Here is a 24,902-nt window from a genome sequence, read left to right on the forward strand (position 1 = left end):
GCCGCGTGCATGGTGATGCCGAACTTCCAGAACCCGCTCGGCTTCCAGATGCCCGACGAGCGCAAGCGCGAGCTGGTTGAGTACGCAACGAAAACGGGCATGCCGCTGATCGAGAACGGCGTGTACAACGAACTGTATTTCGGCGATACGCATCCGAGTTCGCTGAAATCCTATGACCGGACCGGGATCGTGCTGCATTGCTCGTCGTTCTCGAAGAGCCTGACGGCCGCATACCGGATCGGCTGGGCGTTGCCGGGCCGCTATCGCGATCAGGTCGAGAAGCTGAAGTTCCTGAACACGCTGGCGACGCCGTCGCTGCCGCAACTCGCGATCGCGGAGTTTCTCGAGCGCGACGGCTATGAGCATCACCTGCGGCGTTTGCGCAAGGCGTATGCGCAGCAGGCGAACCTGATGCGTGCGATGGTGTCGCGGTTCTTCCCGGAAGGCACGCGCATCTCGAGCCCGGCGGGCGGGTACGTGCTGTGGGTCGAGCTGCCCGCGCAGGTCGATGCGATGCGGCTGTACCAGCTCGCGCTGGAGCAGGGCATCACGATCGGTCCCGGCTACATGTTCTCGATCACCGACAACTACCGGAACTTCATCCGGTTGAACTACAGCAGCCCGTGGTCGCCGGAGATCGAACAGGCGGTGATCACGGTCGGGAAGCTGGCCGCGGCGTGCATGCGGTGAGCGGGCGCGTGCGGTGTCATGCGCTTGGACGACGAAGCCGGCCGGGTGCCGGCTTTGTCTTTTTGAGTGGTCGCTGGCTGCGCATCAACCGCCATCAGTCGCGCGGCGGTTCGTCCGAGCGGTACAGCACGAACCCGTCGGGGCGGACCAGCACGTGGCCGTCGTCGGGAAGCGCGGTCGACGCGTGCCAGCCGGTCGCGGCGTCGACGAAGTCGAAGTCCCTGCCGGCCACCAGGACGGCCGGGTTCGCACGGCTCAGGCTCGCGCGGCCCGACGAGGCGACCGGCGCGGCCGGGCCGGCGAGCAGCACGTAGCCGCTGCCGAACAGGTCGAGTGTCGACATCTGCCGGCCATCGCGCCGGATCCACGCATGCGGGAAGCGCGTGCCGGTTTGCGCCTGCAGTTGCACGACGGAATCGGGCGGTGCGTCGCCGGCTTCCCGGTAGCGATGACGCAGCAGCACGTCGCCGGTGTCGAGCAATCCGGCGAAGACGTGCCGGTTCGCATCGGTCTCGATGCCGAAGCGCGCGTAGAAGTCGCTGCGCAGCAGCGCCTGATGCCCGTTGCGCACGGCCAGCGGCCGCCGCTCGGAATCGTAGCTGTCGAGCAGCGCCGCATCCGCGTCGCCGCGCAGCGTCGCGGCGAGCTTCCACGCGAGATTGTGCGCGTCCGCGATGCCGGTCGTCGCGTTGAATCCCCCCCACGGCGGCATCACGTGCGCGGCGTCGCCGCACAGAAACGCGCGGCCCGACCGGTAGCGCGTCGCGACGCGCACGCCGGTGTTCCACGTGCCGTGGCTCCGGATGTCGATGCCGAGGTCGTCCAGACCGATCGCGGCGCGCACGAGGCCGGGCAGGGCGTGGTCGGGCGGCGGCCCTTGCACGGGGTCGTACTCGAGATGGAATGACCATTTGTCGGCGTTGTCCATGGCAAGGAACAGGCCGCGCACGGTCGCGTTCGCGACCTCGCACTGGCTGAACGTGCGGCCCTGCACGGTCCGGCCAAGATCCGCATGGAAGAAGATGTTGACGAAATGCTGCGGTGCCGGCGTATCGACCGTATCGATGCCGAGATGCCGGCGCACGAAGCTGCCACCGCCGTCGGCGCCGACGAGCCAGGCGGCCTCGATCCCGGCTTCCACGCCGTCCGGGCCGCGCACGGTGGCAAGGACGGTGTCGCCGGTCATGCTGAACGACACGAGCGTGTGGCCGAAGCGGACATCGCCGCCGCGCGCTTCGACATGCCGGCGCAGTACGGGCTCGATCAGCGTCTGCGGGCACGCGGTGAAGCGCGACGGCGACGGCGCGATCGCGGCCAGCTTCGATTGCATGGCCGCGATGTCGATGACCGGTTGCGCATCGACCAGCGTGCGCCCGCGACGCGCCCCGCCGAACGCACCCTGCCGCCACGCACCGGCCGCTGCGTCCGTGACGGCGTCTTCCACGCCGGCCTGACGGAACAGTTCCATCGTCCGCAGATGAATGCCGCGTGCGCGGGGCAGCGATGACACGCCCGTGTTTTTCTCGACCAGGATGAACGGAACATCGAGGCGCTGCAGGAACAGGGCTGCGGACAGTCCGACCAGCCCGCCGCCGGCGATCAGCACCGGCGTCGTAGTGACAGAGGTAGGCATCGGGCACACCTTCGCGTAAAATTTATCGGTGATAAGTTTATCTATCATCGATAGAGAAGATCAAGCATGGCGAAGATACGACGTGACGAAATCGTGGATGCGGCGCTCGCGCTGCTCGACGAACAGGGGCTTGATGCGCTGACGACCCGGCGCCTTGCGCAGCGGCTCGGGGTCGAGTCGGCGGCGCTTTACTGGCATTACCGCGACAAGTCGGTGCTGCTGGCGGAAATGGCTGCCGTCGCGCTGGCGCGGCATCACACGCTCGACGTGCCGGCCGGCATCGCGCAGTGGGACGCGTGGTTCGCCGACAACGCGCGCAGCTTTCGCCGCGCATTGCTCGCGTATCGGGACGGTGCGCGGCTGCATGCGGGTTCGACGCCGGGCCCCGATGCCGTCGAGCGGATCAGGCCGAAAATCGCGTACCTGGTACGCGCCGGCCTGACGGAGCAGGAGGCCGGGATGGCGATGCTGGCTGCAGGCCAGTTCACGATCGGCTGCGTGCTGGAGCAGCAGGCCGCGCAGGGGGGCGGGGCGGAGGAGCCGGCGCGGCGCGAGGCGGCCGACGACCGGCCGCGGACGAACGGGGCGACGCTGGCGCCGATCGACCCCGGTGTGGCGTTCGAATTCGGGCTCGGCCTGATCGTGGACGGCTTGCGCCGGCGGGTGGGCCGCGCGTTCCCTTGCGTCGGGGTGCGTTACCCGCCCGTTACCGGCGGAAAGAACGCGACCTCGCTGTCCTCCCGCACGACGAACTCCCCGGTCACCATCTCGAGGTTCACGGCCGCCCGCACGGGGCGGTCCATCCGCAGCGCTTCCGCGCTGCGTGCGTCGCGCGCGGCCAGCGTGCTGCGCAGCGCATCGACGGTGAGTTCGCGCGCATCGACCTCGACGGTTTCTTCGTCGGTGTCGAGTTGCTCGCGGATGCTTGCAAAGTATTTGATGGTCAGTTTCATCGCGATGTCTTGAACGGAAGCGGCGGAATCGGAAACCGCGAAGCGGACGCGGTCAGCCCCAGCGCCGCATTGCCTGGTCGTCGTGCGCTTTCGCCTCGACCCAGCCGGATTCGCCGTCGTGCCGGATTTCCTTCTTCCAGAACGGCGCATGGGTCTTCAGGAAATCCATCAGGAACTCGCAGGCATCGAATGCAGAGGCGCGATGCGCAGCGGCCACCACGACCAGCACGACGGCCTGACCGAGCGGGATGCGGCCCACGCGGTGCACGATCTTGGCCGATTCGAGCCGCCAGCGCGCGCTGGCTTCCTCGACGATGCTCCAGAGCGCCTGCTCGGTCATCGTCGGGTAGTGCTCGACTTCCAGCGCGACGACGTCGTCGACGTCGCCTTCCTTGCGCACGACGCCGAGGAAATTCACGACCGCACCGACATTCGGATTACGAACGATCGGCGCGAGCTCGGCACCGGCATCGATCGGCGCGTACTGGACGCGCACTTCGAAGCCGGCCGCAATCGAGGGCGCCGGTTCGGTGTGCGGGTCGGTCGCGTCGACGGAAGGCGGGCTGCCGGCACGCAGCGGATCGTCCGGCAGCCCGGCGCGGGATTCGGTGAAGGTCGTCATGACAGGTTCTCCATGGGGGCGGCGCATCCGGTGTCGCGCGGCGGCCCGTCAGCCGCCGACGAGCGACATGCGCACGGTCGGATAGGTCTTGCCCGGCGCGCGGGCCGGCCGTGCGGCCCGGCGCTCGGAATAGCGGTCGTCGCGTTGCGTCCAGCGCGCGCGGACGGCCGCTGCGAGGTCGCCGGTCGAAGCGGCGTCGTCGAGCCACGGCCGCAGGTCGGTGCCTTGCGTCGCGAACAGGCACGTATAGAGCTGCCCGTCGGCCGACACGCGCGCCCGCGAGCAGGTGCCGCAGAACGGATGCGACACGCTCGCGATGAAGCCGACTTCGCCGGCGCCGTCGATGTGCGCGCAACGGATCGCGGTGGCGTCGTGCCCCGGTTCGCCGACGAGTACGAGCGGGTAGTGCTCGTCGATCAGCTCACGCATTCGCGCGGCCGGCACGACCTTGTCGCCGGACCAGAAGCTCGCGCCGCCGACATCCATGTATTCGATGAAGCGCACGGCCACGCCGGACTGCCGGAAGTGACGCACGAGCGGCAGGATCTGGTCGTCGTTCACGCCGCGCTCGATCACTGCGTTGACCTTGACGGGTGCGAGCCCGGCCGCGTGCGCGGCCTCGATGCCGGCCAGCACGCGCGACACGGGCACGTCGGCGTCGCTCATCCGGCGGAATACCGCATCGTCGAGCGCATCGAGGCTCACGGTCACGCGCGACAGCCCTGCATCGCGCAACGTGCGTGCCTTCGCGGCGAGCAGCGAACCGTTGGTCGTCAGCGCGATTTCGACGGGTTTGCCGTCGACGGTCGTCAGCGCGGCCAGCCGCTCGATCAGCGCTTCGAGGTGGCGGCGCAGCAGCGGCTCGCCGCCCGTGATGCGGATCTTTTCGACGCCGAGCGACGTAAAGGCGCGTGCGATCTTTTCCAGTTGCGCGAACGACAATCGTTCGGACGACGGCATGAACGCGTAGTCGGCGCCGAAGCTTTCGCGCGGCATGCAGTAGCCGCAGCGGAAATTGCACTGATCGATGACGGACAGACGCAGGTCGCGCAGCGGGCGGCCGAGCGTGTCGGACGTGCGGGGGAAGGCGCCGGGCGATGCGCCGCCGGATGAAACGGCGGCGGCCGGCGCGGCGGAAACGATGGCATTCACGATCGGGTCGTCGGCCTGCATGAAGTAAGCGGAGGGGCATCGCCGGCCGGCCGTGCGTGTGCCGACGTGTCGGCGCACAGGTCGTGACGAGCCTCATCGTGAGCATAGTCCGCCGGTTTTTTCCGGCAGAGACACAATCGCGCCCGAATTGCAGGAATACAGTTCGCCGGGCGGAAGGCGCGACACGTGCCGCGATTGCGCTGCATCGGGCGGGTGTCAGGCGTCGTGCTCATGCGAGCCAGTGCGCGAATTCGTAATACGGAACTGCGTCGCCGCGCGCGATCGCGCGCCCGGCGGGCAGCCGCGCAAGCCCGCTGGCCTGCACCAGCGACTGCAGCGTGCCGGCGCCTTGCTGGCGCAGCGTGTCGAGCACGGGCGCACCACCGGCGCCGACCGTGCAACGCACGCGCACGAAGCGTTCGCGTTGCGCATCGGGTTCGAAGCCGGTGTCGATCGGCAGCGACGGCACGGCCGGCCGGCATGCGTCGCGCCCCTGCAGGCGGCGGATCAGCGGTGCGACGAACAGCGCGAACGCCGTCATCGCGGCCCCCGGATTGCCGGGCAGCAGCACCACGGGGCGCGTGTCGAGCCGCGCGAGCGCGACCGGCTTGCCGGGTTTCATCCGCACGCCGGTGACGATGAACGACGCGCCGAGCGCGGTCAGCGCGGGGCGCAGCAGATCCTTGTCGCCGACCGAAGCGCCGCCGACGCAGATCACCAGGTCGCAGTGCGCATGCAGGTCGCGCAGCGCACGATCGACGGCCGGCGCCGTATCGGCCGCGTGCAGGCGCATCGCGACGCCGGCGCCGGTTCCTTCAACCAGTGCGGCGAGCATTGGCGCATTGCTGTTGTAGATCTGCTGCGGCGCACGCGGCTGGCCGCACGCGACGAGTTCGTCGCCGGTCGTCAGGATGCCGACCCGCAGCGACGGGCTTATGTCGACGCGTGCGAACCCTTGCGCGGCGGCTACGCCGACGTGCATCGCGCCGATCCGCACGCCGGCCGGCACCAGCAGGTCGCCCGCGCGCACTTCCTCGCCGCGCCGGCGGATATGCGACCCGCAGCGCTGCGGTGCGTCGAACGCGACCCAACCGTCCTGTTCGCGTGCATGCTCCTGCATCACGACGGTGTCCGCGCCGGGCGGAATCAGGCTGCCGGTAAAGATGCGCGCGGCCGTGCGCGGGGCCAGCGGCGCCGGCGTATCGCCTGCATAGCAGCGTTGCGCGACGTGCAGCGGCTCGCCCTGCGCGAGATCCGCGTAACGCACCGCATAGCCGTCCATCGCGCTCTGGTCGGCCGGCGGCTGGTCGAGCACGGCGGTCAGCGGTGCGGCCAGCACGTGGCCGGCCGCTTCGGCGACCAGCAGGGTGGCGCGGGCCCCAAGCGGCGCGAACGCGCCGGCGAATTGCTGCTGCGCGGTATCGAAATCGAACAGGTGTTTCATGACGAGAGGGTCGCTTGCTCGGGCGCAAGCGCCGGTTGGTCGGGGTGAACGGCGACGGGCGACACGTATTCGACGAAGCCGTCGTTGCGGCAGAAGCCGAGCAGCCGCACGCCGGCTTCGCGGGCGACGTCGATCGCGAGCGACGTCGGCGCCGAGATCGTCGCGATCATCGGGATGCCGACCCGCGCGGCCTTGCGCACCAGCTCGTAGCTCGCGCGGCTCGACAGGAACGCGAAGCCCGCGCCCGGGTCGGCGCGCCGCCGCGCGAGATGCCCGATCAGCTTGTCGAGCGCGTTGTGGCGGCCGACGTCCTCGAACACGTCGAGCACCGCGCCGTCGCGGTCGCACCACGCGGCCGCGTGGATGCCGCCCGTCTCGCGCATCAGCGTCTGGCGGGCCGGCAGTGCGCGCGCGGCGCGGGCGATCGCGTCGGCGCCGATGCCGGCAGCCGCGCCGGCGGCCGCGATGCGCGGCGGGTGCAGGTCGAGCTGCGCGATGCTTTCGATCCCGCAGACGCCGCAGCCCGTGCGGCCGGCCAGCGCGCGGCGGTGCGCCTTCAGCGCCATGAATGCCTGCTGCGACACGGTGAGCCGCACTTCGGCGCTGCCGGGCCGGCATTCGCTTTCGATGTCGAACACGTCGGACGCGCGCTCGACGATGCCTTCGCTCAGCGCGAAGCCGAGACCGAACGTATCGAGGTCGATCGGCGTGGCCATCATGACCGTGTGCGAGATGCCGTTGAATACGAGTGCGACCGGCGTTTCTTCGACGACGCGATCGATGGTGTCGCGCACGTCGCCGGCACGATGACGCGTCACATGACACGCGGTGCTGCCGGTCGGATCGTCGAGTCGGGTGCAGGACTCCATGCGTTTTTCTCCAGGCGGGGCGGCCGGCGGACCGGCCGGGCTCGGCGCATTGGCCGAACCACGGGAATCGAAGCTGCCGGACGGGTGCCGCAGGGCGCACTACCGCCCCGGGCAGGCGTTGCATAACATGTTAAGTGGAGTGAACAGCGCGCCGGAGGCACAGCACCGCAACGCGGAAAGCAGTACAGCTGACCATCCCGCGGGCACGAAATGTGTTTTCCGTACACACATCTTCGGCGGCGGAAGCAGCACAGTTTCGGCGCACGTTCGAGTGATTGCGAGTATCGTTGCAAACGCGATATCGTCATTCACGCTTCGATGCCATGCGAGTGACCGTTTGTGTTCGCATGTGTTGTCGCCAAGCCGTCGCGCGATTTCCTGCTTCGGGCGTACGTCCTCACAATCACGAGCAAATTACGGTCATGGAAATCTTCGATGCGTTCCATCTCGCCCGATTGCAATTCGCATTCACGGTGTCGTTCCACATCGTGTTTCCCGCGATCAGCATCGGCATGGCGAGCTTCCTGGCGGTGCTGGAGTGGCGGTATCTCGTCACCGGCGACGCCGCCTACAAATCCATGTTTCAGTTCTGGTCGAAGATCTTCGCGATCGGCTTCGGGATGGGGGTGGTCTCCGGCGTCGTGATGGCGTACGAGTTCGGCACCAACTGGGCCGGCTTCTCGCGCGTCGCGGGCAACATCACGGGGCCGCTGCTTACGTATGAAGTACTGACGGCGTTCTTCCTCGAGGCCGGCTTCCTCGGCGTGATGCTGTTCGGCTGGCAACGCGTCAGCCCGCGCGCGCATTTCTTCGCAACGCTGATGGTCGCGGTCGGCACGCTGATCTCGACGTTCTGGATCCTCGCGTCGAACAGCTTCATGCAGACCCCGCAGGGCTACAAGATCGAGAACGGCCTCGTCGTGCCGGTCGACTGGTTCAAGATCGTCTTCAACCCGTCGTTCCCGTACCGTCTCGTGCACATGACGATCGCGGCGTTCATCGTCGCGGGCTTCATCGTCGCCGCATGCGGCGCATGGCACCTGCTGAAGGGGCGCCGCGACGAGCCGGTGAAACGCAGCTTCTCGATGGCGCTGTGGATGCTGCTGGTGCTCGCGCCGATCCAGATCGTCGTCGGCGATGCGCACGGCCTGAACACGCGCGAATACCAGCCGGCGAAGATCGCGGCGATCGAGGGGCTGTGGGAAACCGAGAAGGGCGGCACCGCACTGAACCTCTTCGGGCTGCCCGACATGCAGGCCGAAACCACGCGCTATGCGATCCAGGTGCCGCACCTCGGCAGCCTGATCCTTACGCACAGCTGGGACGGCGAGATCCGCGGGCTGAAGGAATTCCCGCCGCAGGACCGCCCGTATTCGCCGATCATCTTCTGGACGTTCCGGATCATGGCCGGCCTCGGGATGCTGATGCTGCTCACCGCGCTGCTCGGGCTGCTGCTGAGAAAGGGCGGACGCCTCTATGAAACGCGCTGGTTCCAGTGGTTCGTGGTGGCGATGGGGCCGTCGGGCATCGTCGCGCTGCTGGCCGGCTGGATCACGACCGAGGTCGGGCGTCAGCCGTGGACCGTCTATGGCGTGCTGCGCACCATCGATTCGGTCGCGCCGCTCAGCGCGCAGCAGGTCGGCGTGTCGCTGCTGATCTTCGTGGTCGTCTATTTCCTGGTATTCGGGACGGGTATCTACTACATGATGAAACTGATGAGGCGCGGGCCAGCTGCCCAGGCCGGGTACATCGAGCTGCACCGGCATCCGGGGCTGCGCAAGAGCGCGCTGTCCACGCCGCTGAACGTCACCGAAGCGGAGTAAGCCATGCACATCGATCTTCCTGTCGTATGGGCCGCGATCATCGGCCTCGGCGTATTCATCTACGTGATGCTGGACGGCTTCGATCTCGGCATCGGCCTGCTGTTTCCGTTCTTCGATGCGAAGGCCGAGCGCCAGGTGATGCTCGACACCGTCGCGCCGGTATGGGACGGCAACGAAACGTTCCTCGTGCTCGGCGGCGCGGGCCTCTACGGCGCGTTCCCGGTCGTGTATTCGACGCTGCTGCCCGCGAACTACCTGCCGCTGGTGCTGATGCTGGTCGGCCTGATCTTCCGCGGTGCAGCGTTCGAATTGCGCGCGAAGGCCACCCGCACGCAGCACATGTGGGATCTCGCGTTCATCGGCGGCTCGGCGCTCGCCGCGTTCTGCCAGGGGATCGTGCTCGGTTCGCTGCTGCAGGGCATCAAGATCGAGAACAACCAGTTCGCGGGCGGGCCGTTCGACTGGCTGTCGCCATTCAGCCTGCTCTGCGGGATCGGCGTGCTCGTCACGTATGCGACGCTCGGCTGCGGCTGGCTGATTCTGAAGGTCGACGGCGAACTGCAGCGCAAGATGCGGCTGCTGATGAAGCCGCTCGCGGGCGTGCTGCTTGCCGTGATGGGCGTGGTGAGCCTGTGGACCGTGATCGGGCTGCCGGCCGTCGCGCACCGCTGGTTCGGCAGCGGCAACCTCGGCTGGTTCCTGCCGGTGCCGATCCTCGTCGTCGCCTGCGTGTGGGGCATCTTCCACACGGTGAAGCGCGCACATGAAGCCACGCCGTTCCTGCTGACGCTCGCCCTCGTGTTCCTCGGCTACACGGGGCTCGTGATCAGCATCTGGCCGAACATCGTGCCGCCGTCGCTGACGATCTGGGATGCGTCGTCGAGCCATTCGAGCCAGCTGTTCGCGCTCGTCGGCACCGTGATCGTGCTGCCGATCATCCTCGTGTACAACGCGATGCAGTACCGCGTGTTCCGCGGCAAGGTGCGGGAGGGCGACATCGGCTATCACTGAGCGGCAAGCGATGTGACGGGGCGCGGCATGCGCGGGCGTATCATCACGCGCAGCGCGCCTCCGGCACGGCACCCGACCGACAGCGGCCCGCCACGCGCGGGCCGTTGCGCATCGGGCGCAGGCGTGCCGCGCAGCGCATTCATTTGGCAGTCGAGAAAACATCATGATCGTCAGACCACGACAAAACTGGCTCAGGATGCTGTTCGTATGGAATGGCTCCGTGCTGCAATCGATCATTCCGCAGCTCGTGTTCATGGCGATCGTCAGCACGCTGGCGGTCTTCACGAACGGGCGCATCTTCGGCGAGAAGATTCCGCTCAACACCGCGCCGTTCACGCTGTTCGGGCTCGCGCTCGCGATCTTCCTCGCGTTTCGCAACAACGCGAGCTTCGAGCGCTTCAAGGAAGCGCGGCATTTGTGGGGCAACCTGCTGATCGCCGCGCGCACCGTGACGTCGCAACTGAATCGCTACCTGCCCGACGGCGTCAGCGATGCCGAGCGCAACCGGCTCGCCGATCTGCTGATCGCATTCACGTATGCGCTGAAGCATCAGCTGCGCCATACCGATCCGACCGAAGACCTGCGGCGCATTCTCGGCGCGGCGCGCACGGTCGAGCTTGGCGGCAAATGCTTCAAGCCCGTTGCGATCCTCGACGAGCTGCGCGGCGGCATCGTCCGTGCGCTGGGCCGCGCGCCCGGCAGCGACACGACCTGCTGGATGTTCGAGACCCAGCTCGACGAGCTCGGCAAGTCGGTGGGTGGTTGCGAGCGCATCCTGTCGACGCCGATCCCGTTCTCGTACAGCGTACTGCTGCACCGCACCGTGTACGCGTATTGCGTGCTGCTGCCGTTCGGGCTCGTCGATTCGACGGAGTTCTTCACGCCGCTGATCTGCGTGTTCATCTCGTACACGCTGATCGCGCTCGAAGCGATTGCGAACGAAGTGGCCGAGCCGTTCGGTCTTGCGCCGAATGCCCTCGCGCTCGATGCGATGACGCGCACGATCGAGCGGTCGGTGCTCGAACTCGGCGACCGGCCGATGCCGGAGGAATTCGTGCCGGCGTCGACGTACCAGATCACGTAAGCAATCGACGCGAAGCCGGGCGGTCATGCGCGGCGGCGGGCGCTAGAATGGCGCTTGCCCGTTTCCCGGATTCAGGACCCTTCGCGATGACCCTCGTCGATACCTACCTCGCCGGCCTGCGCGCCGCGCTGCCCGATGCCGACAACACGGCGCTCGCCGCCGCCACGGGCGCGACGCCCGAGCAGCTCGATGCGCTGCGCGCCGTCTATCCGCAGTGCCCGGCCAGCCTGCTCGAACTGCTCGGCAAGCTCGACGGCACCTACTGGCGCGACTACGGCGACACGACGATCAACGTGTACGCGCTGGGCTCGGACGTCTACGAATATCCTTACTACCTGCTATCGGCCGCGCAGATGCTCGACGAAAGCGCGAAGTACCGCGACAGCATCGCCGGGATTTACGGCGACGACGCGAACCACGACGGCGAACTCGTCGATCCGCGCATCGACATCGCCTTGCCGATGAGCCGGCGGCTGTGCTTCTCGCATTGCATGAACAACGGCGGCACGTCGCAGCTCTACATCGATTTCGAGCCGGCGCCCGGCGGCAAGGTCGGGCAGGTCGTGCGCTTTCTGCACGACCCCGACAGCTACGCGGTGATCGCCGACGACTTCGACGGCTACCTGCGCAAGCTGATCGACGAGGGTTATACGTTTGTCATCGATTTCGACGAAGAATAGAGGCGGGCGCTGGCCGCCGCTTCAGGAGAGCGTGAAATGCGAATCTATGTGACGAGTATCTTTGTCGACGACCAGGACAAGGCGTTGACGTTCTATACCGACAAGCTCGGGTTCAGGCTGAAGAACAACGTGCCGGTGGGCGAGTTCCGCTGGCTGACCGTGGTGTCGAAGGATCAGCCGGACGGCACCGAACTGCTGCTCGAGCCGAGCAACCATCGCGCGGTGGGGCCGTACAAGCAGGCGTTGTACGAGGACGGCATTGCTGCCGCGTCGTTCCAGGTCGACGATCTCGACGGCGAATTCGCGCGGCTCACGGCGCTCGGCGTGCGGTTCACGCTGGCGCCGATGGATGCGGGGCCCGTGCGTGTGGCGATCGTCGACGATACGTGCGGGAACCTGATTCAGCTGATGCAGATGAAGTAACGCGCCGCGCGGGCCGTTCAGCGCGCTGCAACCGGCGGCGCGTTGTGCATCCAGCTGCGCTCCTGCATGCGGCTCTGGATGCGCCACCCGCATTCGGTCCGCACCAGCAGGTCGCGATACCACAGCCCGACGAAGCACACGCGATCGTCGCCGGCTTCGTCGGCCGACACCATCATCACCTGGCCGGCCGTTCGCGCGGTCGCGGCGTCGCCGTCGACGATCACCAGCGACGTCGAAATCGTGTGCTGCGTGCCGCGCATCGTCGAAGTCATGTGTTCCAGGTAGGACGCGATCTCCGCGCGGCTGCCGACCGGGCCGCCGAACGCCGCGTAGTCCAGCCGCGCGTTGGCGGTGAAGAGGCGCTCGAATTCCGGCCAGTCGCGGCGGTCGACTGCGTGACAGTAACGCGTCAGCAGATCCTGGATGTCCAGCCGGTCGATCGTTTCCTGTGATGTCATGGTGTCGTGAACTGTGTGGATGACGGGGAAACGATAGCGGGTGCGCCAGGGCGCGACATCGGCGGAGTGGACTAAGAAGCCGGTGCGAAATTGATCGGACGCTGCCGGTGCGTTCGTGCACGAAAGTCGTCGTGATGCTCGATATCGACACGTGAAACGCGCGGGACGCGTGCGGCTCGACGTGAACGAGCGTGTCGTGAGTGGGCCGGAATAGCGGCGATGCAAGACTGCCGCCGGATGACGGCGACAGCCTCGGGCCGTTGGCAGGCACACGCGTGCGGCGATGTTCCACCCGTGCGAAGCCGCAGGCCGCTTCGCGTGACGGAATACGCTAGCTCAGTGTGGCGAAGGCCGCGGGCGTGAAGTCGGCAATGGCCTCGAGACGGTTCTCGCGGATCTTGTCGAGCCACGCTGCGTCCTGAAGCAATGGGCGTCCGACTGCGACAAGATCGAATTCGTCACGCGCCAGCCGTTCCAGCAGGCCATCGAGCGATGCCGTTTGCGCGCGCTGGCCGGCGAACGATGCGTAGACGTCACGCGTCAATCCAACCGAGCCCACGGTAATGGCGGTCACGCCCGTGAGCTTCTTTGCCCAGGCCGCCAGATTCAGCCCTGCATGGACTTCCGGGAAAGCCGCCTGCCAGAACTGCTGTTGAGAGAGATGGAAGGCGTCGGCGCCTGCGTCGACGAGCGCGCCCAGCCACTGTTCCAGTATCTGGGGCGTTGCCGCGAGACGTGCGTTGAAATCCTTCGGCTTCCATTGCGACAGGCGGAGAATGACCGGGAAGTCACGGCTCACGACGGCGCGGATCGACTTCAGGATTTCAATGGCAAAGCGCGAGCGCGCGAGAAGTGTCGAGCCGCCATACGGATCGCTGCGCAGATTCAGATCCTCGGAGAAGAACTGGTTGATGAGGTAGTTGTGCGCACCGTGCAACTCAACAGCGTCGAATCCGGTTCTTTCGGCGTCGGCCGCCGCGCGTGCGAAGGCGTCGATGGTTTGCGCGACGTCGGCATCGGTCATCGGCTTGCCGGCTGGCTGCCCCGTCAAGGCAAGACCCGAAGGACTTTCGTAGGGCGCGGGCGGTATCCAGCCGGAAGCCGCGTTCGAGCGTTTCTGGCCCACATGCATGAGTTGCGGTGCGATACGCCCGCCTGCTGCGTGGACCTCATCCACGATCGTTTTCCAGTGGGCGAGCGCCGTTTCGCCATGAAAGCGAGGCATATCCGGCTCGTTCAGCGCGGCCGGACGATCGATTCCGGCGGCTTCCGTAATGATGAGACCCACGCCGTGCTCGGCACGGCGACGGTAGTAAGCGGCCATGTCGGCGGTGGGCACGCCGGCGGGCGACAACGATCGCGTCATCGGTGCCATCACCACGCGATTCGGCAAGTCGAGCGTATGCAGGCGATAGGGGCTGAACAGGACGTCAAGATTCGGCATGGGCATTCCCGGGCTTGGAGGGGGCGTGGTCTACAGCGAATCGATCCACGAAGTCACGGCCGCGTTCACGTCGTCCTTGCGGTCTTGCATGATCCAGTGACCTGTGTCAGACCACACCTGCACTTTCGACTTCGGGTGCGAGAACCATGGACGCATGCGATCGGCCTGCGCGGGATCGATGCACAGGTGGTAGACGGGCACCGTCAGGCCCGCGCAAAACCGTGCGCTCGCTTCGCCAATCCCCACCTGACCCGCGCCGAAGAACAATGGTGCGAAGGATTCGCGAATGACGTGCAGCGGCATCGACTGAAGCCGGTCGGCGTGCAAGCGCTTGTGAGCTGGATCGGTCCCGGGGCCGTAGACACGTTGGAAAAACGCCGCGACTACGCCGCGAGCATCTTCTCCGTTCATGTCGTTTGCGGTTTTCGCAAAGATTTCGGCGGCTTCGTTGGAGAATCCGAGTGCGCCGTCAATCGAGACGATGGCGCGGACCAACTCGGGCCGGCGCGCCGCGAGGCGGGCCGCAATCTGGCCGCCCATCGAATGCGCCACCAGAATGAACGGTTCGCCAGCGTAGCGCGTCGCAATCAACGACTCGATGTCGGCGACGTAATCCTCCGGAGAGTACGCGCCGGACGGCATCACCTCGGACCTGCCATGTCCGCGTAGTTCAACGGTCACGGTGCGATATTTGTGCTCGAAGCAGGGGGCTTGCCCGCTCCAGTCGCCGGCGTCGCAGGTCCAGCCGTGCAGGAGCATCACGTTCTTGCCGCTGCCGGCATCCGTTGAGTAAAGACGTGCCGCGGATTCAATTGCAGTGCCGGCGAAACCGGCTCCATCGACTGACAATGCATTGCCCAGGCTTGCTTCCATTCCGCATTCTCCGAGGTGTCGAGCCACGCAATCTGACGTGTATGCCGGCAGCGCATTTGCGATTCAAGGCTCGGCGCGATTGAGGTGACACCTATGGTATACGTCGGATATCTACGGTCAATTACGCACCACGAAGTGCGTAGATATACAGGAGGATACCGGGATGGCATGTGAGGTTGACGCAGTGTTCTTTGCGGACTGCGCCGCGCGCTCGTTTTTCGATCAGGTGGCCAATAAATGGTCGGTGATGATTCTCACGCTGCTTTCGGAGAAGCCCACACGCTTCAACGAGATCAAGCGGCGTCTGGAGGGCGTCACGCACAAGGCGCTCACGCAGGCGCTGCGGCGTCTCGAACGTAATGGCCTGATTGCGCGCGAAGTGATCAACGCTTCGCCGGTTGCGGTCGAATACTCGATTACCGAATTGGGGCGCACGCTGCAGGTGCCGTTCGGCGCCGTCTACGATTGGTCGATCAACCATCTGGACGAGATCGAACAGGCCCGGCAAGCCTATGACGAGCGGGAAGGCGCGTGACGATCGGTGGTTTGATCGATCAAGTCGGTCGTCGGATGGTGGCTTCGTTACTCGGCGCGACCCTCCGTCATCGCCTCGCCTTGTGATCTGGCTAGTGTGCGCCGAGAGAATGAGAATCTGATTTGATAAGGAAACCATATTAATTGATGATTTCATCACTCTGGCGAAACAAGTTGATCAAGCCAAAGAAGCGCCTTGTCGATCGCTTCGCAAATCAAGCCGGTTCTTCGTGATGAGCGCCGTGCCGCCACGCGCATTCCGCGCAACATATACATTCCGCGAGACTGGTTCATGAGGGCTCCGGGAGGGGCTTGGCCTGTCTCAGGCATCGAAACGATCGGAGCTTGATGGACGGGCAAGTCGATCATTCTCGGCGCAAGCATTACTCCGATCCGCACGCAACGTGCAACCCGTTGCAAATAATCCCTGCATCACCACGGAAGAGGAACATTGGACATGTACATCGCAGTCAATCGTTTCAAGGTGAAACTCGGATCCGAAGCGGCATTCGAAAATGTCTGGTCATCTCGCGAGACTTATCTGAGAGAGCTTCCGGGCGCGATCGAGTTCAATCTGCTGAAGGGGGTGAGCAGGGAAGATCACATTCTGTATTCCAGCCAGACGATCTGGACGGATTACCTGGCGTTCGAGGCATGGAGAAATTCGAAAGCCTTCGACGCCACGCATCGAGGGGAGTCGAACGACAGCCGCTCGCTCTTTCTCGGGCATCCGGAATTCGAGGGCTTCGAGGTCGTTCAATCCATCAAGTAGGTGCGTTGAGCCATCGCCGGGAAACATCGATGATTTTCCCGGCCGGGTTGGTCGGCTTAGAATGACGGCTGAAAGCACGTGCTCTCATACGGAGCGGTGACGTCATGGGGGCAGGAGGTTCGCCGATCGAGTCCTCGTCGCCTGTTTCCGAGGAATGCGCGATAGCCGCGCAGCCTCGTATGACGGGCGCGTGCACGTTCCCACAGGTGTGCAATTCTCGGTTGACCAACCCATGCAACTGCTTGATCACGTGTCGATCGGTGTCCCGGATATCGATCTGGCTCGCCCCTTCTACGATGCCGTCATGGCCGCGCTGGGCGCGACCAAGGTCTATGATCGGGCTACTGCGCTCGGTTATGGCGAACGTTGCAACGCGAACGACATCGCATCGACGTTCCTGGCGGTGTATCTGGATCCCGCCGAAATCGGGACGAACAAGCGACACTGGTGTTTCAAGGCGTCCACGCGCGAGCAGGTGCAAGCATTTTTCGAGGCCGGCCTGTCCACGGGCGGCCAGTCCGACGGCGATCCCGGATTGCGGCCGCACTACCACGGCGACTACTACGCGGCGTTTCTTGTCGATCCGGCCGGCAACCGGATCGAGGCCGTGTGTCATGCCGCTCCGCCGGAGCGTGAGCGGCCATGACGGCGCCGCTCAATCGAAGTACGTGAGCCCCATTGCGCCCTTCACCTCCGCGATCGTCGCACCCGCCACGTCCCGCGCGTGCAGCGTGCCGCGTTTCAGGATCGCCATCACCTCGGCCTTGTCGGCTTCGAATTCGCGGCGGCGCGTGCGGATCGGCTCGATCAGCGCCTGCAGCCGCTCGTTCAGCACGCGCTTGACGACGCTGTCACCGAGCCCGCCGCGGCGATAGTGGGCCTTCAGTTCGTCGACTTTTGCGACGTCCGGCTCGAATGCGTCGAGGAACGTGAACACGACATTGCCCTCGACCTGGCCGGGATCGCTCACGCGCAGGTGGCTCGGATCGGTGTACATGTCCTTCACGGCCTGCGTGATCTCGTCCGGCGTCGAGCCGAGCGTGATCGCGTTGCCGAGCGACTTGCTCATCTTCGCCTTGCCGTCGATTCCCGGCAGCCGCGTGACCGACGACAGCACCGCCTCGCATTCGACCAGCACGGGCTGTTCGACGGTCGCGTTGAAGCGGCGCACGAGTTCGTTGGTCTGTTCGATCATCGGGAGCTGATCGTCGCCGACGGGCACGTGCGTCGCCTTGAACGCGGTGATGTCGGCTGCCTGGCTCACCGGGTAGGTCAGGAAGCCGGCAGGGATATCGCGTTCGAACCCGCGCAGGCGGATCTCTTCCTTGATGGTCGGATTGCGTTCGAGGCGCGCGACCGTGACGAGGTTGAGCAGGTATTGCGACAGCTCGGCGAGTTCGGGCACCTGCGACTGCACGACGATCGTCGAGATCGCTGGGTCGATGCCGACCGCGAGATAGTCGAGCGCGACCTCGATCACGTTCTCGGTGACGCGCTGGCGGCGGCCCATGTTGTCGGTCAGCGCCTGCGTATCGGCGAGCAGCAGGAATTGCGTTGCTTCGTGCTGCATCTGTACGCGTGCACGCAGCGAGCCGATGTAGTGGCCGAGATGCAGCGGGCCGGTCGTGCGGTCGCCGGTGAGGATGATCGGGCGGGACGGGTGAGTCATGGTGGACGTTGGCTCCGGGTTATCGAAGCCGCCAGCCATGATGTCAGCGCAGAAACGCAAATGCCGCCATGGCTGGCGGCATCACGTTTGGGACATGCAAAAGGAAACGGGCCGCCTGGGTCAGGCGCGCCACCAGCAATGCACGATCGGCGAGGCGGGTTGGGTTTCCATCGCGCCAGTATAGCGCAGTGTGCGGCAGGCCGTGCGCGTCAACGGATCACCGACTCCATCGCGAGGTAGGCGGTTTCGGCCGACGGCCACAACAGGTACAGCAGGCCGGCCATCAGCAGCAACGCGCCGGCGCGTGCGAGCGGCGTGCGGTCCTTGTCGTGCGAGGGACGGGGGGGCTGCTTCGATTTCTTCATGCTTGCAGGCGCGGGGCGCGCCACTCCAACGGTTGCTGCAACGGGTCGGGCTTGGCGACGCCGAGGTGTGACGGGTTTTACGGGGGCCGGAGGGCTGTTCGGTGCACGGGATCGTCAGGGCACGACCGAAAGTTTAGCAGTCGCGGGGCCTTGAAAAAGGGGGCGGTTGAGTGTCCGGCCGCTTGCCGCCCGCATCGAGGCGACCGGCATCCTACCAGTTCGGCGGTTTGGACACAGTCAAGAATTGTCGGGAACGGGCGCGACCACTCGTTGCTTCCCGTCCGCTCGAACAGCGCATCGTCCGGCCGATGCACGCTTTCACGCGCGGCCCGGACGTCGGCGACATCGGACACCTTGCACACTCCGCCCGCCCGCAGCAACGGCTGACTTCACAGGCACGTCGCACGGTTCGTCCTTGCAGCGGTCCTGCCGAAATTTTCGGCCAGGCCGTCACGCATCCCATTCCCGGAGAACACCATGCGATATCCATTGCAGCACGTCGATCAGGGCGCCGTGGCGCGGCGTCCATCCGAATCCGAACCGCACGCATTGGCGCCGCGAGCCGATATCGAGGAGGGCTGAGCGATGAGCCACGAAGCACTCGACCCCCTGCTGCGGCAGTTCGCGGAGAAGCGATTGGGACGGCCCCTCGAGCCGGGCGAAGAACAGGCGCTGGTGGAGCGGCTGCCGGGCAGACACGGGAATCCGCAGGCGTCGGCCACCGGCCCGGCCACGCACGCGCACGCCGCGAACCCGTCGTTGCCGCAGTTGAAGACCCGGCATGAGGCGCGCGAACAGATCAAGCATTTTCTGCAGCTCAACCAGCAGAAGGCGTACGAGAAGATGCGCGGCATCCTGCAGACGATCGACGCGCAGAACGAGACGACCCTCGGCATGCTGGCGTCGGAACAGCGGAAGGTGTCGGGCGTACTCGACGCGCACGAGCCGCAGGGCGACGCGCAGGCATCCGGCGCGGCCGAGCTCCAGGACAGCACCCGCGAGGCGCTGGCGATGATCGGCGAACAGCTGACGGGCCTCATCCGCCAGGAAATCGAAGCATGCTTCCGGCAATACGTCGACTCGCTCGCCGAACGGCTCGCGATCCGGCTCGACGCAATGGAGGAACGGTTGCAAAGCATCGGCGCCGGTCCGGTCGAGCTGTCCGAATCGACCGCTGCCGCTACCGCCGGCGTTCACGATATCCCCGGCCAAGCGTCCATGGAGTAGCACGCGGGTCATGCGGCCGAACGCGAAACCGGCCGGCCCCGATGTGCGACCTCTCAACTACGTGAACCAAGGAGCAACAAATGGCTGATACGTGTCAAGTGTGCCAGGTCAATCCCGCGATTACCGATGCGGTCACACAGGTCAACGTCAAGGTGGTCGCGGAAGCGCCGGCAATGGCGATGGGCTCGCTGTACCAGGCCCAGAGCCATTCGCTCAGCATCCTGTTCGAAAACGCGGTGCAGCAGCAGTCGCAGGCCGCGATCCAGTCGCAAACGTCGACGAACGTGGGGACGATGCAGCTCTACACGATCGGGCCGGAAAGCGCGGGCGCGGCCGCCACGGAAATCGGTGCGAACGGGATCATTTCCATTCTGGCCGACGTGATCGCGATCGGGAAGGCAGTGCGGCCGTAAGGCGTCGTCGCGACGCCGTGGTTGAGCGGCGGCGCTAGCGGCACGAGCCGCCAATGCCGCCGCCGTGCCACGGATCCGCAGCATGGCCGCCGGCGCCCGACCCGCGGTGCCGCGCGGTGTTCCGGAGCAACCGACAGAACGGGCGAAGCCGATTCGATGCGGCGCCCTTTCGCGAACCAGGAGAAATACGATGGCAAACGACGCAAACGACCCGAAAGACCCCTGCAACTGCAAGACCTGCGCGGTCAACGCCGCGATCACCGACGCGGTCACGCAGACCAACGTCAAGGTGGTCGGCGAAGCGCCCGCGATGGCAACGGGTTCGCTGTACCAGGCCCAGAGCCATTCGCTCAGCGTGCTGTTCGAGAATGCCGTGCAGCAGCAATCGCAGTCCGCGGTGCAGCTGCCGACCTCGACGAACGTCGGCACGATGCAGTTGTACACGCTCGGGCCGGCGAGCGCCGGCGCGGCCGCCACGGAAATCGGCTCGAACGGCGTGCTGTCCGTGCTGGCCGACGTGCTCGCGCTCGGCAAGGCGCTCGCCGCCTGACGCGTAACCCGGCGTCGACGCCGGGCGGCGGCCCCGATCGCGGTGGCCGCCGCCCGGCGCCTGATGTCGTGTCGACGTCCGCGACGGCGCGCATCGACTGCGCATCGACTGCGCATCGCGGCGCGCATCGACTGCGCCGTGCGGCACGCATCGCCGACCGACCCACTCACCCACGCTTTCGCCGTGACTGCGCCGCGGCGGCGAGCAAACCAGGAGCAACGACATGCCGGAACAGGTTTCCCCTGCGATGACCGATGCAGTCACGCAAGCCAACGTCAAGGTGGTGGGCGAGGCGCCCGCCGTGGCCTTGGGCACGCTCATGCAGTCGAACAGCCATGCGTCCGCGATCCTGCTTCACAACGCGGTGCAGATGCAGGCGAACCAGGCGGCGTCCAACCTCGCCGCCACGACCGTCGGCATCATGCAGCTCTATGCGGGCTCGCCGGTGGCGCTGGCCAGCGCGGCGCGGTCGTCGAACGACAGCTTTGCGTCCCAGCTGGCCGCCGTCGCGCAGTTGATGAACGCCATCGGCCACTGGCGCGGTTGACCTTCATCGCGCGCCGCGCACCCGGCGCGCGTCACCTCCGCGCACCCGGCGCGCGTCACCTCCGCGCGCCGCGGCACGACGCCGTGTTTGCCGGCGCGTCAATTGGCGTCGACGATGTACCGGAGCTGCTCCGGTTTCTCGATCGTCACACCGTGCTCGTGTAGCCGGATCAGGCCCTCGCGCTGCATCTTCTGCAGGCTGCTGTTCAGTCGCGGCCGGCTGACGTTGAGCATCGCGGCGAGGATGCTCTGGTTCTCCGGCAGCGGCACCTCGAGATCGTTTCCTTGCATGCGGTTCAGCAGATGGCGCGCGAGCCTTGCGTCGAGCCGGTAAAGGCACGCCGACTCGACGAAATCGCTCAGCTGGTGGATGTGCCGGCACAGCTGCTCGTGGATGCGTCCCATGAATTCGGCATCGGCCAGCAGTGGTGCGAAGTACTGGCGATGCAGCAGCGAAATGCGGCAGTCGGGGCTCAACTGGGCGGTGAAGCTGCGCCGGTGTGCGCGAATCAGCGTGTTTTCGCCGATGAGGTCGCCCGGCATCGAGTGGCCGAGGATGATCTCGCGTCCGCCGGGTTCGTGCAGCGTCCTGTAGACGCGGCCACGGTGCACGAACGCAACGAAATCGCCCGGATCGCCCTTGAAGAACAGCAGGCGATTGCCGTGTTCGGGCCAGGGTGTGGCATGGCGTTCGATGTGCGCGAGCAGGCTTTCCGGGAGATCGGTCAGTATCGGTATATTGCGTAGCGTTGGAGCATTAGCAAGGGCAGGCATGTTTTCCGCGCGAGGTTGTTTGACGATGCAGCCACCTAGCGAAAAACGCTGCCTTTGGCATTACGTGAAAATTGAATAATGGAAATATCGTGATAATCGGCAAGCAGGCCCGGCAGGTTGCCATGCTGGCGGCAAGGGCGCCTGGCTCATCGACATGGGTAGCAGCATGCCGGCGCACGGATGTATCGCGGCGGCAGTCGTTGTTTTTCATCGCAATGCCGTTATTCAGGCCCGGCAACGCACGTGAAACGACGGATCGGGCTAAGCCGGGTGATTAAAGTTTTCGTTCATAATAATCAAGAAAATTTACCGAAACCGATTATCGTTATAACGGTGTTACGCGGGTAACAGCGCCGCTCTCGGCATCGAATCGATTCTGTGTTTTCCATAAAAAAGGAAGGCACGGGATGACAACCTCGAACCAGCACGCTGCCTCGACGCCCGAGTCTCCGGCGCAGCAGCTCGATCGCACGTGGCGGGAAATGCAGGGGAAGTTGCGGCGCCGCGCGCGCCTGTTGTGCAAGGGTGATATTCACCGTGCCGACGAACTGCTTTCCGATACCGCACTCAAGGTCCACATCTACCTGCAGCGCTCGCCCGAGCGCGTCAGGAACCTGTCCGGCTTTCTCTTCCTGGCGTTGAATCACGCGTTCCTCGATGGCGCGCGCCGCCGTCTCCGCGAAAGCGGCATGCTCGAATTCGACCCGGGCTGGGACGATGATCACACCGTCGAGCTGGCCGGCCACGCGCCGTCGGTGGAGCAGCAACTACTGCTCCGGCAGCAACTGCTGCGTCTCGAGCAGGCGCTGTCCACGCTCCCTGCGCAACAGCAGATGCTGTTCACGCTGAAATTCGAGGAAGACCGTCCCTATCTGCACATCGCGGCGACGCTCGGTATCAACGAGCCGCTTGCCAGGAAGCGTGTCGAACTGCTGCGCAAGAAGTTGCGCGAGGAACTCGCGTGAGCGGGTTCACGAACGCACTCACGCAGCGTTCCTAATGGCATGCGCGGCGTCGCTGGCCTGCCGGCCCGCCCGTTCCTTCAATCGCATGCCGGAGCCGAGATCCGAGGAGGCCTCGTGGCAGACAAAGTCAATGAGCAGATTACCGACGCGCTGACGCAGACCAACGTCAGCGTCGTCGCGGGATCGCCGGCCCAGGCGCTGGGCACGCTTTACCAGATGTTCAGCCAGGCCGTCGGCATCTCGGCGCAGAACATGACGCAGCAGCAGGCAGCGCTGAACCAGATTTCGAACGCCGTCGTGTCGAAGGCGGTGGCCATGATCCTGTCCGTCGAGGCGTCGCCGAAGGGGGCATCGGGCGGCGCGTCGCAGCCCGTGACGGGCGGGCCGAAGACGGGTTCCACGCATTAGGACGCGATGACTTTCGGGATACCTGAATCATGAACATGAAAGGTCTTTTGGGCGGGCGCGGCGACGGGGCAACGCGGACGCCGGACGAGCAAGCCGATGTCGCCGCCGAAGCAACGACGCCGGCCGATGCCGTGCCGCCCCCCGCGGCATCGGCGGGCGGCGCGCGCGCGTGGCCGGTCAACCGGCTGCGCAGGCTGACCGATACGCTGAAGGCGCCGAACCAGATCGCGGTTGCGACCGGGCCCGGCGACCCGGCGCTGCAGACGGTGCAGGCGATCAACGCGGAGGCCGCGTCCTACGCGACGACGCAGATCGCCGTCGGCCCGAACATGATGATCACGCAGGCGGGCGGCATGGTCGCGCAGGCGGCGGCCAACTACTTCGAGGCGACGACGTCGCTGGCGATCGCGGGCAAGAGCGTGCTGATGAAGGATCTGGCGCAGAAGACCGTCGACGAGAACGTGCCCGGGATGGCGATGGATGCGGTGGGCCTGCTGCTGACGGACCTGTTCGTCGCGACCGCGGCGATCGTCGCGGGGGCCGCGGAGGCGATCGAAGGCGAGGCCGCGAGCGTCGCGCTCGAGAAGATCGACGAGAGCCTGCAGAAGTATCAGGCGCTGCTGGACAAGAAGGGCGCGTAGGGCAGCGTCGGCGGCGCGGTGCGAAGCGATCTGCATTGAATCGATGCGCGCGCAATCGTCCGCGCGGCAGTGGTGGTTGCGTCGATGACGAACGTCGCGGGGAATCGTGCCGCGTGAACACCGGGCGATTGCCTGCCGTGCGTACAGCGACGAAGCATCAATCGACACGACCCGCCGGGCCGTCAGGCCCGATGCGGGATGTGAACGGCGGGACCGGCGCACGTCCATTTTCCCGGACACGTCGCGGCCCGCTACCGGCAGTCCTGTCCAATCTTGTGAGGAACCCATGTCCTACATCATTCACGACGTAAAAGGTCCCGCGCCGCTGCTGGTTGGCGAGCGCGCCTGGGGAGATGCGACGGAAATCGATTTCGGCGCGATGACGAGTTGCATCGCGCTCGTCGAGCAGACGCCGGGCCAGCCAACGCTGGTGCGCGCGATCCATCTGTCGATCGTCAGCGCCGACGGCACGAAGGTCTACGATTCGGCGGCGGATGTCGCCGGACAGGTCGAGACGATCATGCAGCAGAGTGGTGACATGCGTGCGTGCCTCGGGCGGATCGATCTCTGGCAGGGCAGCGAGTCGCAGGAGCTGCAGGATTTCTTCGCCGGGCTGATGATGAGCCTCGACATGACTGAATGGGTGAAGGTGCCGGACGGCAACCTGCGGGTGCGGATTCACGGTGGCGTGATGCAGTATCAGAAGGGCACCGATGCATGGGCCAACGTGTAGCCGGCGTGAATCGTTGAAACCGGCGCCTGCCATGCGTGCGGGTGCCGGTGAAATACCGTTCGATGGTTCGCTTATCCGCGCGATTGCGTCGGAAAATCCATTGGTCGACACGGACGCGCATGTGTTGAACTGTTCCGAGCGCGCGC

The 24,902-nt window shown here is 65.8% G+C and carries 30 protein-coding genes and 1 pseudogene; 18 read left to right on the forward strand and 13 right to left on the reverse strand.

The features are described 5' to 3' along the window. Positions 1 to 690: aminotransferase-like domain-containing protein (locus tag BLA15945_RS35460; protein WP_174994545.1), on the forward strand; the 690-nt coding region annotated here is incomplete at its 5' end. A 94-nt stretch (positions 691 to 784) separates the two neighbouring features. Here the strand turns inward: BLA15945_RS35460 and BLA15945_RS35465 are convergent. Next, positions 785 to 2,323: an FAD-dependent monooxygenase gene (locus tag BLA15945_RS35465; RefSeq protein ID WP_174994546.1), complete on the reverse strand. Its 1,539-nt coding sequence runs from the start codon at positions 2,321 to 2,323 to the stop codon at positions 785 to 787. 66 nt (positions 2,324 to 2,389) lie between these two features. Between BLA15945_RS35465 and BLA15945_RS35470 the strand changes: the two are divergent. Next, positions 2,390 to 2,926 (forward strand): annotated as a pseudogene (locus BLA15945_RS35470) (TetR/AcrR family transcriptional regulator C-terminal domain-containing protein); the annotation flags it as partial. 92 nt (positions 2,927 to 3,018) lie between these two features. Here BLA15945_RS35470 and moaD read toward each other — a convergent pair. The 5 genes from moaD to fdhD form a co-directional block, all read right to left on the reverse strand. Beyond that, the gene (gene moaD, locus BLA15945_RS35475) at positions 3,019 to 3,276 is read right to left on the reverse strand and encodes a molybdopterin converting factor subunit 1 (RefSeq protein ID WP_059242064.1); all 258 of its coding nucleotides are present in this window, start codon (positions 3,274 to 3,276) and stop codon (positions 3,019 to 3,021) included. 52 nt (positions 3,277 to 3,328) lie between these two features. Continuing rightward, positions 3,329 to 3,898, reverse strand: coding sequence for a molybdenum cofactor biosynthesis protein MoaE (locus tag BLA15945_RS35480; RefSeq protein ID WP_174994547.1), 570 nt, complete (start codon positions 3,896 to 3,898; stop codon positions 3,329 to 3,331). A gap of 48 nt (positions 3,899 to 3,946) precedes the next feature. Then, complete coding sequence (gene moaA, locus BLA15945_RS35485; RefSeq protein ID WP_059242060.1) at positions 3,947 to 5,071, reverse strand: GTP 3',8-cyclase MoaA; 1,125 nt, start codon at positions 5,069 to 5,071, stop codon at positions 3,947 to 3,949. 208 nt (positions 5,072 to 5,279) lie between these two features. Next, complete coding sequence (locus BLA15945_RS35490) at positions 5,280 to 6,494, reverse strand: molybdopterin molybdotransferase MoeA (protein WP_174994548.1); 1,215 nt, start codon at positions 6,492 to 6,494, stop codon at positions 5,280 to 5,282. Next, a complete protein-coding gene (fdhD, locus tag BLA15945_RS35495; protein ID WP_174994549.1) occupies positions 6,491 to 7,363 on the reverse strand; it encodes a formate dehydrogenase accessory sulfurtransferase FdhD in 873 nt (290 codons plus the stop codon). The genes BLA15945_RS35490 and fdhD overlap by 4 nt, the downstream gene beginning before the upstream one ends. A 422-nt stretch (positions 7,364 to 7,785) precedes the next feature. Here fdhD and BLA15945_RS35500 point away from each other — a divergent pair, with 422 nt between their 5' ends. The 5 genes from BLA15945_RS35500 (at position 7,786) to BLA15945_RS35520 (ending at position 12,384) form a co-directional block, all read left to right on the forward strand. Beyond that, entirely contained in the window at positions 7,786 to 9,186 is a 1,401-nt protein-coding gene (locus BLA15945_RS35500) for a cytochrome ubiquinol oxidase subunit I (RefSeq protein WP_059242054.1), read from the forward strand. 3 nt (positions 9,187 to 9,189) lie between these two features. Next, the gene (cydB, locus tag BLA15945_RS35505; RefSeq protein ID WP_059242052.1) at positions 9,190 to 10,197 is read left to right on the forward strand and encodes a cytochrome d ubiquinol oxidase subunit II; all 1,008 of its coding nucleotides are present in this window, start codon (positions 9,190 to 9,192) and stop codon (positions 10,195 to 10,197) included. A gap of 163 nt (positions 10,198 to 10,360) precedes the next feature. After that, positions 10,361 to 11,281, forward strand: a complete 921-nt coding sequence (locus tag BLA15945_RS35510; RefSeq protein WP_174994550.1) for a bestrophin family protein — start codon at positions 10,361 to 10,363, stop codon at positions 11,279 to 11,281. A gap of 86 nt (positions 11,282 to 11,367) precedes the next feature. Then, on the forward strand, positions 11,368 to 11,961 hold the full coding sequence (locus tag BLA15945_RS35515) for an SMI1/KNR4 family protein (RefSeq protein ID WP_059242047.1): 594 nt from the start codon (positions 11,368 to 11,370) through the stop codon (positions 11,959 to 11,961). A 36-nt stretch (positions 11,962 to 11,997) separates the two neighbouring features. Further along, positions 11,998 to 12,384: a VOC family protein gene (locus BLA15945_RS35520; protein WP_059242045.1), complete on the forward strand. Its 387-nt coding sequence runs from the start codon at positions 11,998 to 12,000 to the stop codon at positions 12,382 to 12,384. Positions 12,385 to 12,401: 17 nt separating this feature from the next. On the opposite strand, the gene BLA15945_RS35525 is transcribed toward BLA15945_RS35520, so the two are convergent. The 3 genes from BLA15945_RS35525 to BLA15945_RS35535 form a co-directional block, all read right to left on the reverse strand. Further along, the gene (locus BLA15945_RS35525; RefSeq protein WP_059242043.1) at positions 12,402 to 12,842 is read right to left on the reverse strand and encodes a nuclear transport factor 2 family protein; all 441 of its coding nucleotides are present in this window, start codon (positions 12,840 to 12,842) and stop codon (positions 12,402 to 12,404) included. Between the two features lie 331 nt (positions 12,843 to 13,173). Continuing rightward, a complete protein-coding gene (locus BLA15945_RS35530; RefSeq protein ID WP_059242505.1) occupies positions 13,174 to 14,286 on the reverse strand; it encodes an NADH:flavin oxidoreductase in 1,113 nt (370 codons plus the stop codon). A 30-nt stretch (positions 14,287 to 14,316) separates the two neighbouring features. Next, entirely contained in the window at positions 14,317 to 15,159 is an 843-nt protein-coding gene (locus tag BLA15945_RS35535) for an alpha/beta fold hydrolase (protein WP_174994551.1), read from the reverse strand. 163 nt (positions 15,160 to 15,322) lie between these two features. Between BLA15945_RS35535 and BLA15945_RS35540 the strand changes: the two genes are divergently transcribed. Next, a complete protein-coding gene (locus BLA15945_RS35540; RefSeq protein ID WP_059242041.1) occupies positions 15,323 to 15,694 on the forward strand; it encodes a winged helix-turn-helix transcriptional regulator in 372 nt (123 codons plus the stop codon). A gap of 155 nt (positions 15,695 to 15,849) precedes the next feature. Here BLA15945_RS35540 and BLA15945_RS35545 read toward each other — a convergent pair whose 3' ends face one another. After that, positions 15,850 to 15,987, reverse strand: coding sequence for a hypothetical protein (locus BLA15945_RS35545; RefSeq protein ID WP_174994552.1), 138 nt, complete (start codon positions 15,985 to 15,987; stop codon positions 15,850 to 15,852). A 163-nt stretch (positions 15,988 to 16,150) separates the two neighbouring features. Between BLA15945_RS35545 and BLA15945_RS35550 the strand changes: the two genes are divergently transcribed. Together BLA15945_RS35550 and BLA15945_RS35555 are read left to right on the forward strand one after the other, a co-directional pair. Next, positions 16,151 to 16,465: an antibiotic biosynthesis monooxygenase family protein gene (locus tag BLA15945_RS35550; RefSeq protein ID WP_059242039.1), complete on the forward strand. Its 315-nt coding sequence runs from the start codon at positions 16,151 to 16,153 to the stop codon at positions 16,463 to 16,465. A 232-nt stretch (positions 16,466 to 16,697) separates the two neighbouring features. Further along, positions 16,698 to 17,111, forward strand: coding sequence for a VOC family protein (locus tag BLA15945_RS35555; RefSeq protein WP_059242037.1), 414 nt, complete (start codon positions 16,698 to 16,700; stop codon positions 17,109 to 17,111). 9 nt (positions 17,112 to 17,120) lie between these two features. Here BLA15945_RS35555 and trpS read toward each other — a convergent pair whose 3' ends face one another. Together trpS and BLA15945_RS35565 are read right to left on the reverse strand one after the other, a co-directional pair. Next, positions 17,121 to 18,134, reverse strand: coding sequence for a tryptophan--tRNA ligase (trpS, locus tag BLA15945_RS35560; protein WP_059242035.1), 1,014 nt, complete (start codon positions 18,132 to 18,134; stop codon positions 17,121 to 17,123). Between the two features lie 209 nt (positions 18,135 to 18,343). Beyond that, positions 18,344 to 18,499 (reverse strand): hypothetical protein, encoded by a 156-nt coding sequence (locus BLA15945_RS35565; protein WP_174994553.1) that lies wholly within the window; start codon positions 18,497 to 18,499, stop codon positions 18,344 to 18,346. A 585-nt stretch (positions 18,500 to 19,084) separates the two neighbouring features. On the opposite strand from BLA15945_RS35565, the gene BLA15945_RS35570 reads away from it, so the two are divergent. The 4 genes from BLA15945_RS35570 to BLA15945_RS35585 all read left to right on the forward strand — a co-directional run bounded on the left by BLA15945_RS35570 (position 19,085) and on the right by BLA15945_RS35585 (position 21,236). Continuing rightward, positions 19,085 to 19,726 (forward strand): hypothetical protein, encoded by a 642-nt coding sequence (locus BLA15945_RS35570; protein WP_174994554.1) that lies wholly within the window; start codon positions 19,085 to 19,087, stop codon positions 19,724 to 19,726. A gap of 80 nt (positions 19,727 to 19,806) precedes the next feature. Then, a complete protein-coding gene (locus tag BLA15945_RS35575) occupies positions 19,807 to 20,139 on the forward strand; it encodes a RebB family R body protein (protein ID WP_059242024.1) in 333 nt (110 codons plus the stop codon). 190 nt (positions 20,140 to 20,329) lie between these two features. After that, the gene (locus BLA15945_RS35580; RefSeq protein ID WP_059242022.1) at positions 20,330 to 20,689 is read left to right on the forward strand and encodes a RebB family R body protein; all 360 of its coding nucleotides are present in this window, start codon (positions 20,330 to 20,332) and stop codon (positions 20,687 to 20,689) included. A 223-nt stretch (positions 20,690 to 20,912) separates the two neighbouring features. Beyond that, positions 20,913 to 21,236, forward strand: coding sequence for a RebB family R body protein (locus tag BLA15945_RS35585; protein ID WP_059242019.1), 324 nt, complete (start codon positions 20,913 to 20,915; stop codon positions 21,234 to 21,236). A gap of 98 nt (positions 21,237 to 21,334) precedes the next feature. On the opposite strand, the gene BLA15945_RS35590 is transcribed toward BLA15945_RS35585, so the two are convergent. Beyond that, a complete protein-coding gene (locus BLA15945_RS35590) occupies positions 21,335 to 22,009 on the reverse strand; it encodes a Crp/Fnr family transcriptional regulator (protein WP_059242017.1) in 675 nt (224 codons plus the stop codon). 407 nt (positions 22,010 to 22,416) lie between these two features. Here BLA15945_RS35590 and BLA15945_RS35595 point away from each other — a divergent pair, with 407 nt between their 5' ends. The 4 genes from BLA15945_RS35595 (at position 22,417) to BLA15945_RS35610 (ending at position 24,756) form a co-directional block, all read left to right on the forward strand. Beyond that, positions 22,417 to 22,974 carry an RNA polymerase sigma factor gene (locus tag BLA15945_RS35595; protein ID WP_059242016.1) on the forward strand — a complete coding sequence of 186 codons (558 nt, stop codon included), beginning with the start codon at positions 22,417 to 22,419 and terminating at the stop codon, positions 22,972 to 22,974. 114 nt (positions 22,975 to 23,088) lie between these two features. Continuing rightward, on the forward strand, positions 23,089 to 23,382 hold the full coding sequence (locus BLA15945_RS35600) for a RebB family R body protein (protein WP_059242014.1): 294 nt from the start codon (positions 23,089 to 23,091) through the stop codon (positions 23,380 to 23,382). Between the two features lie 35 nt (positions 23,383 to 23,417). Then, positions 23,418 to 24,023 carry a hypothetical protein gene (locus BLA15945_RS35605; RefSeq protein ID WP_233464371.1) on the forward strand — a complete coding sequence of 202 codons (606 nt, stop codon included), beginning with the start codon at positions 23,418 to 23,420 and terminating at the stop codon, positions 24,021 to 24,023. A gap of 286 nt (positions 24,024 to 24,309) precedes the next feature. After that, positions 24,310 to 24,756, forward strand: a complete 447-nt coding sequence (locus BLA15945_RS35610; protein WP_059242011.1) for a hypothetical protein — start codon at positions 24,310 to 24,312, stop codon at positions 24,754 to 24,756. Positions 24,757 to 24,902: the final 146 nt, after the last annotated feature.

Origin of the sequence: Burkholderia arboris, assembly GCF_902499125.1 — a bacterium.
Classification (GTDB): Bacteria; Pseudomonadota; Gammaproteobacteria; order Burkholderiales; family Burkholderiaceae; genus Burkholderia; species Burkholderia arboris.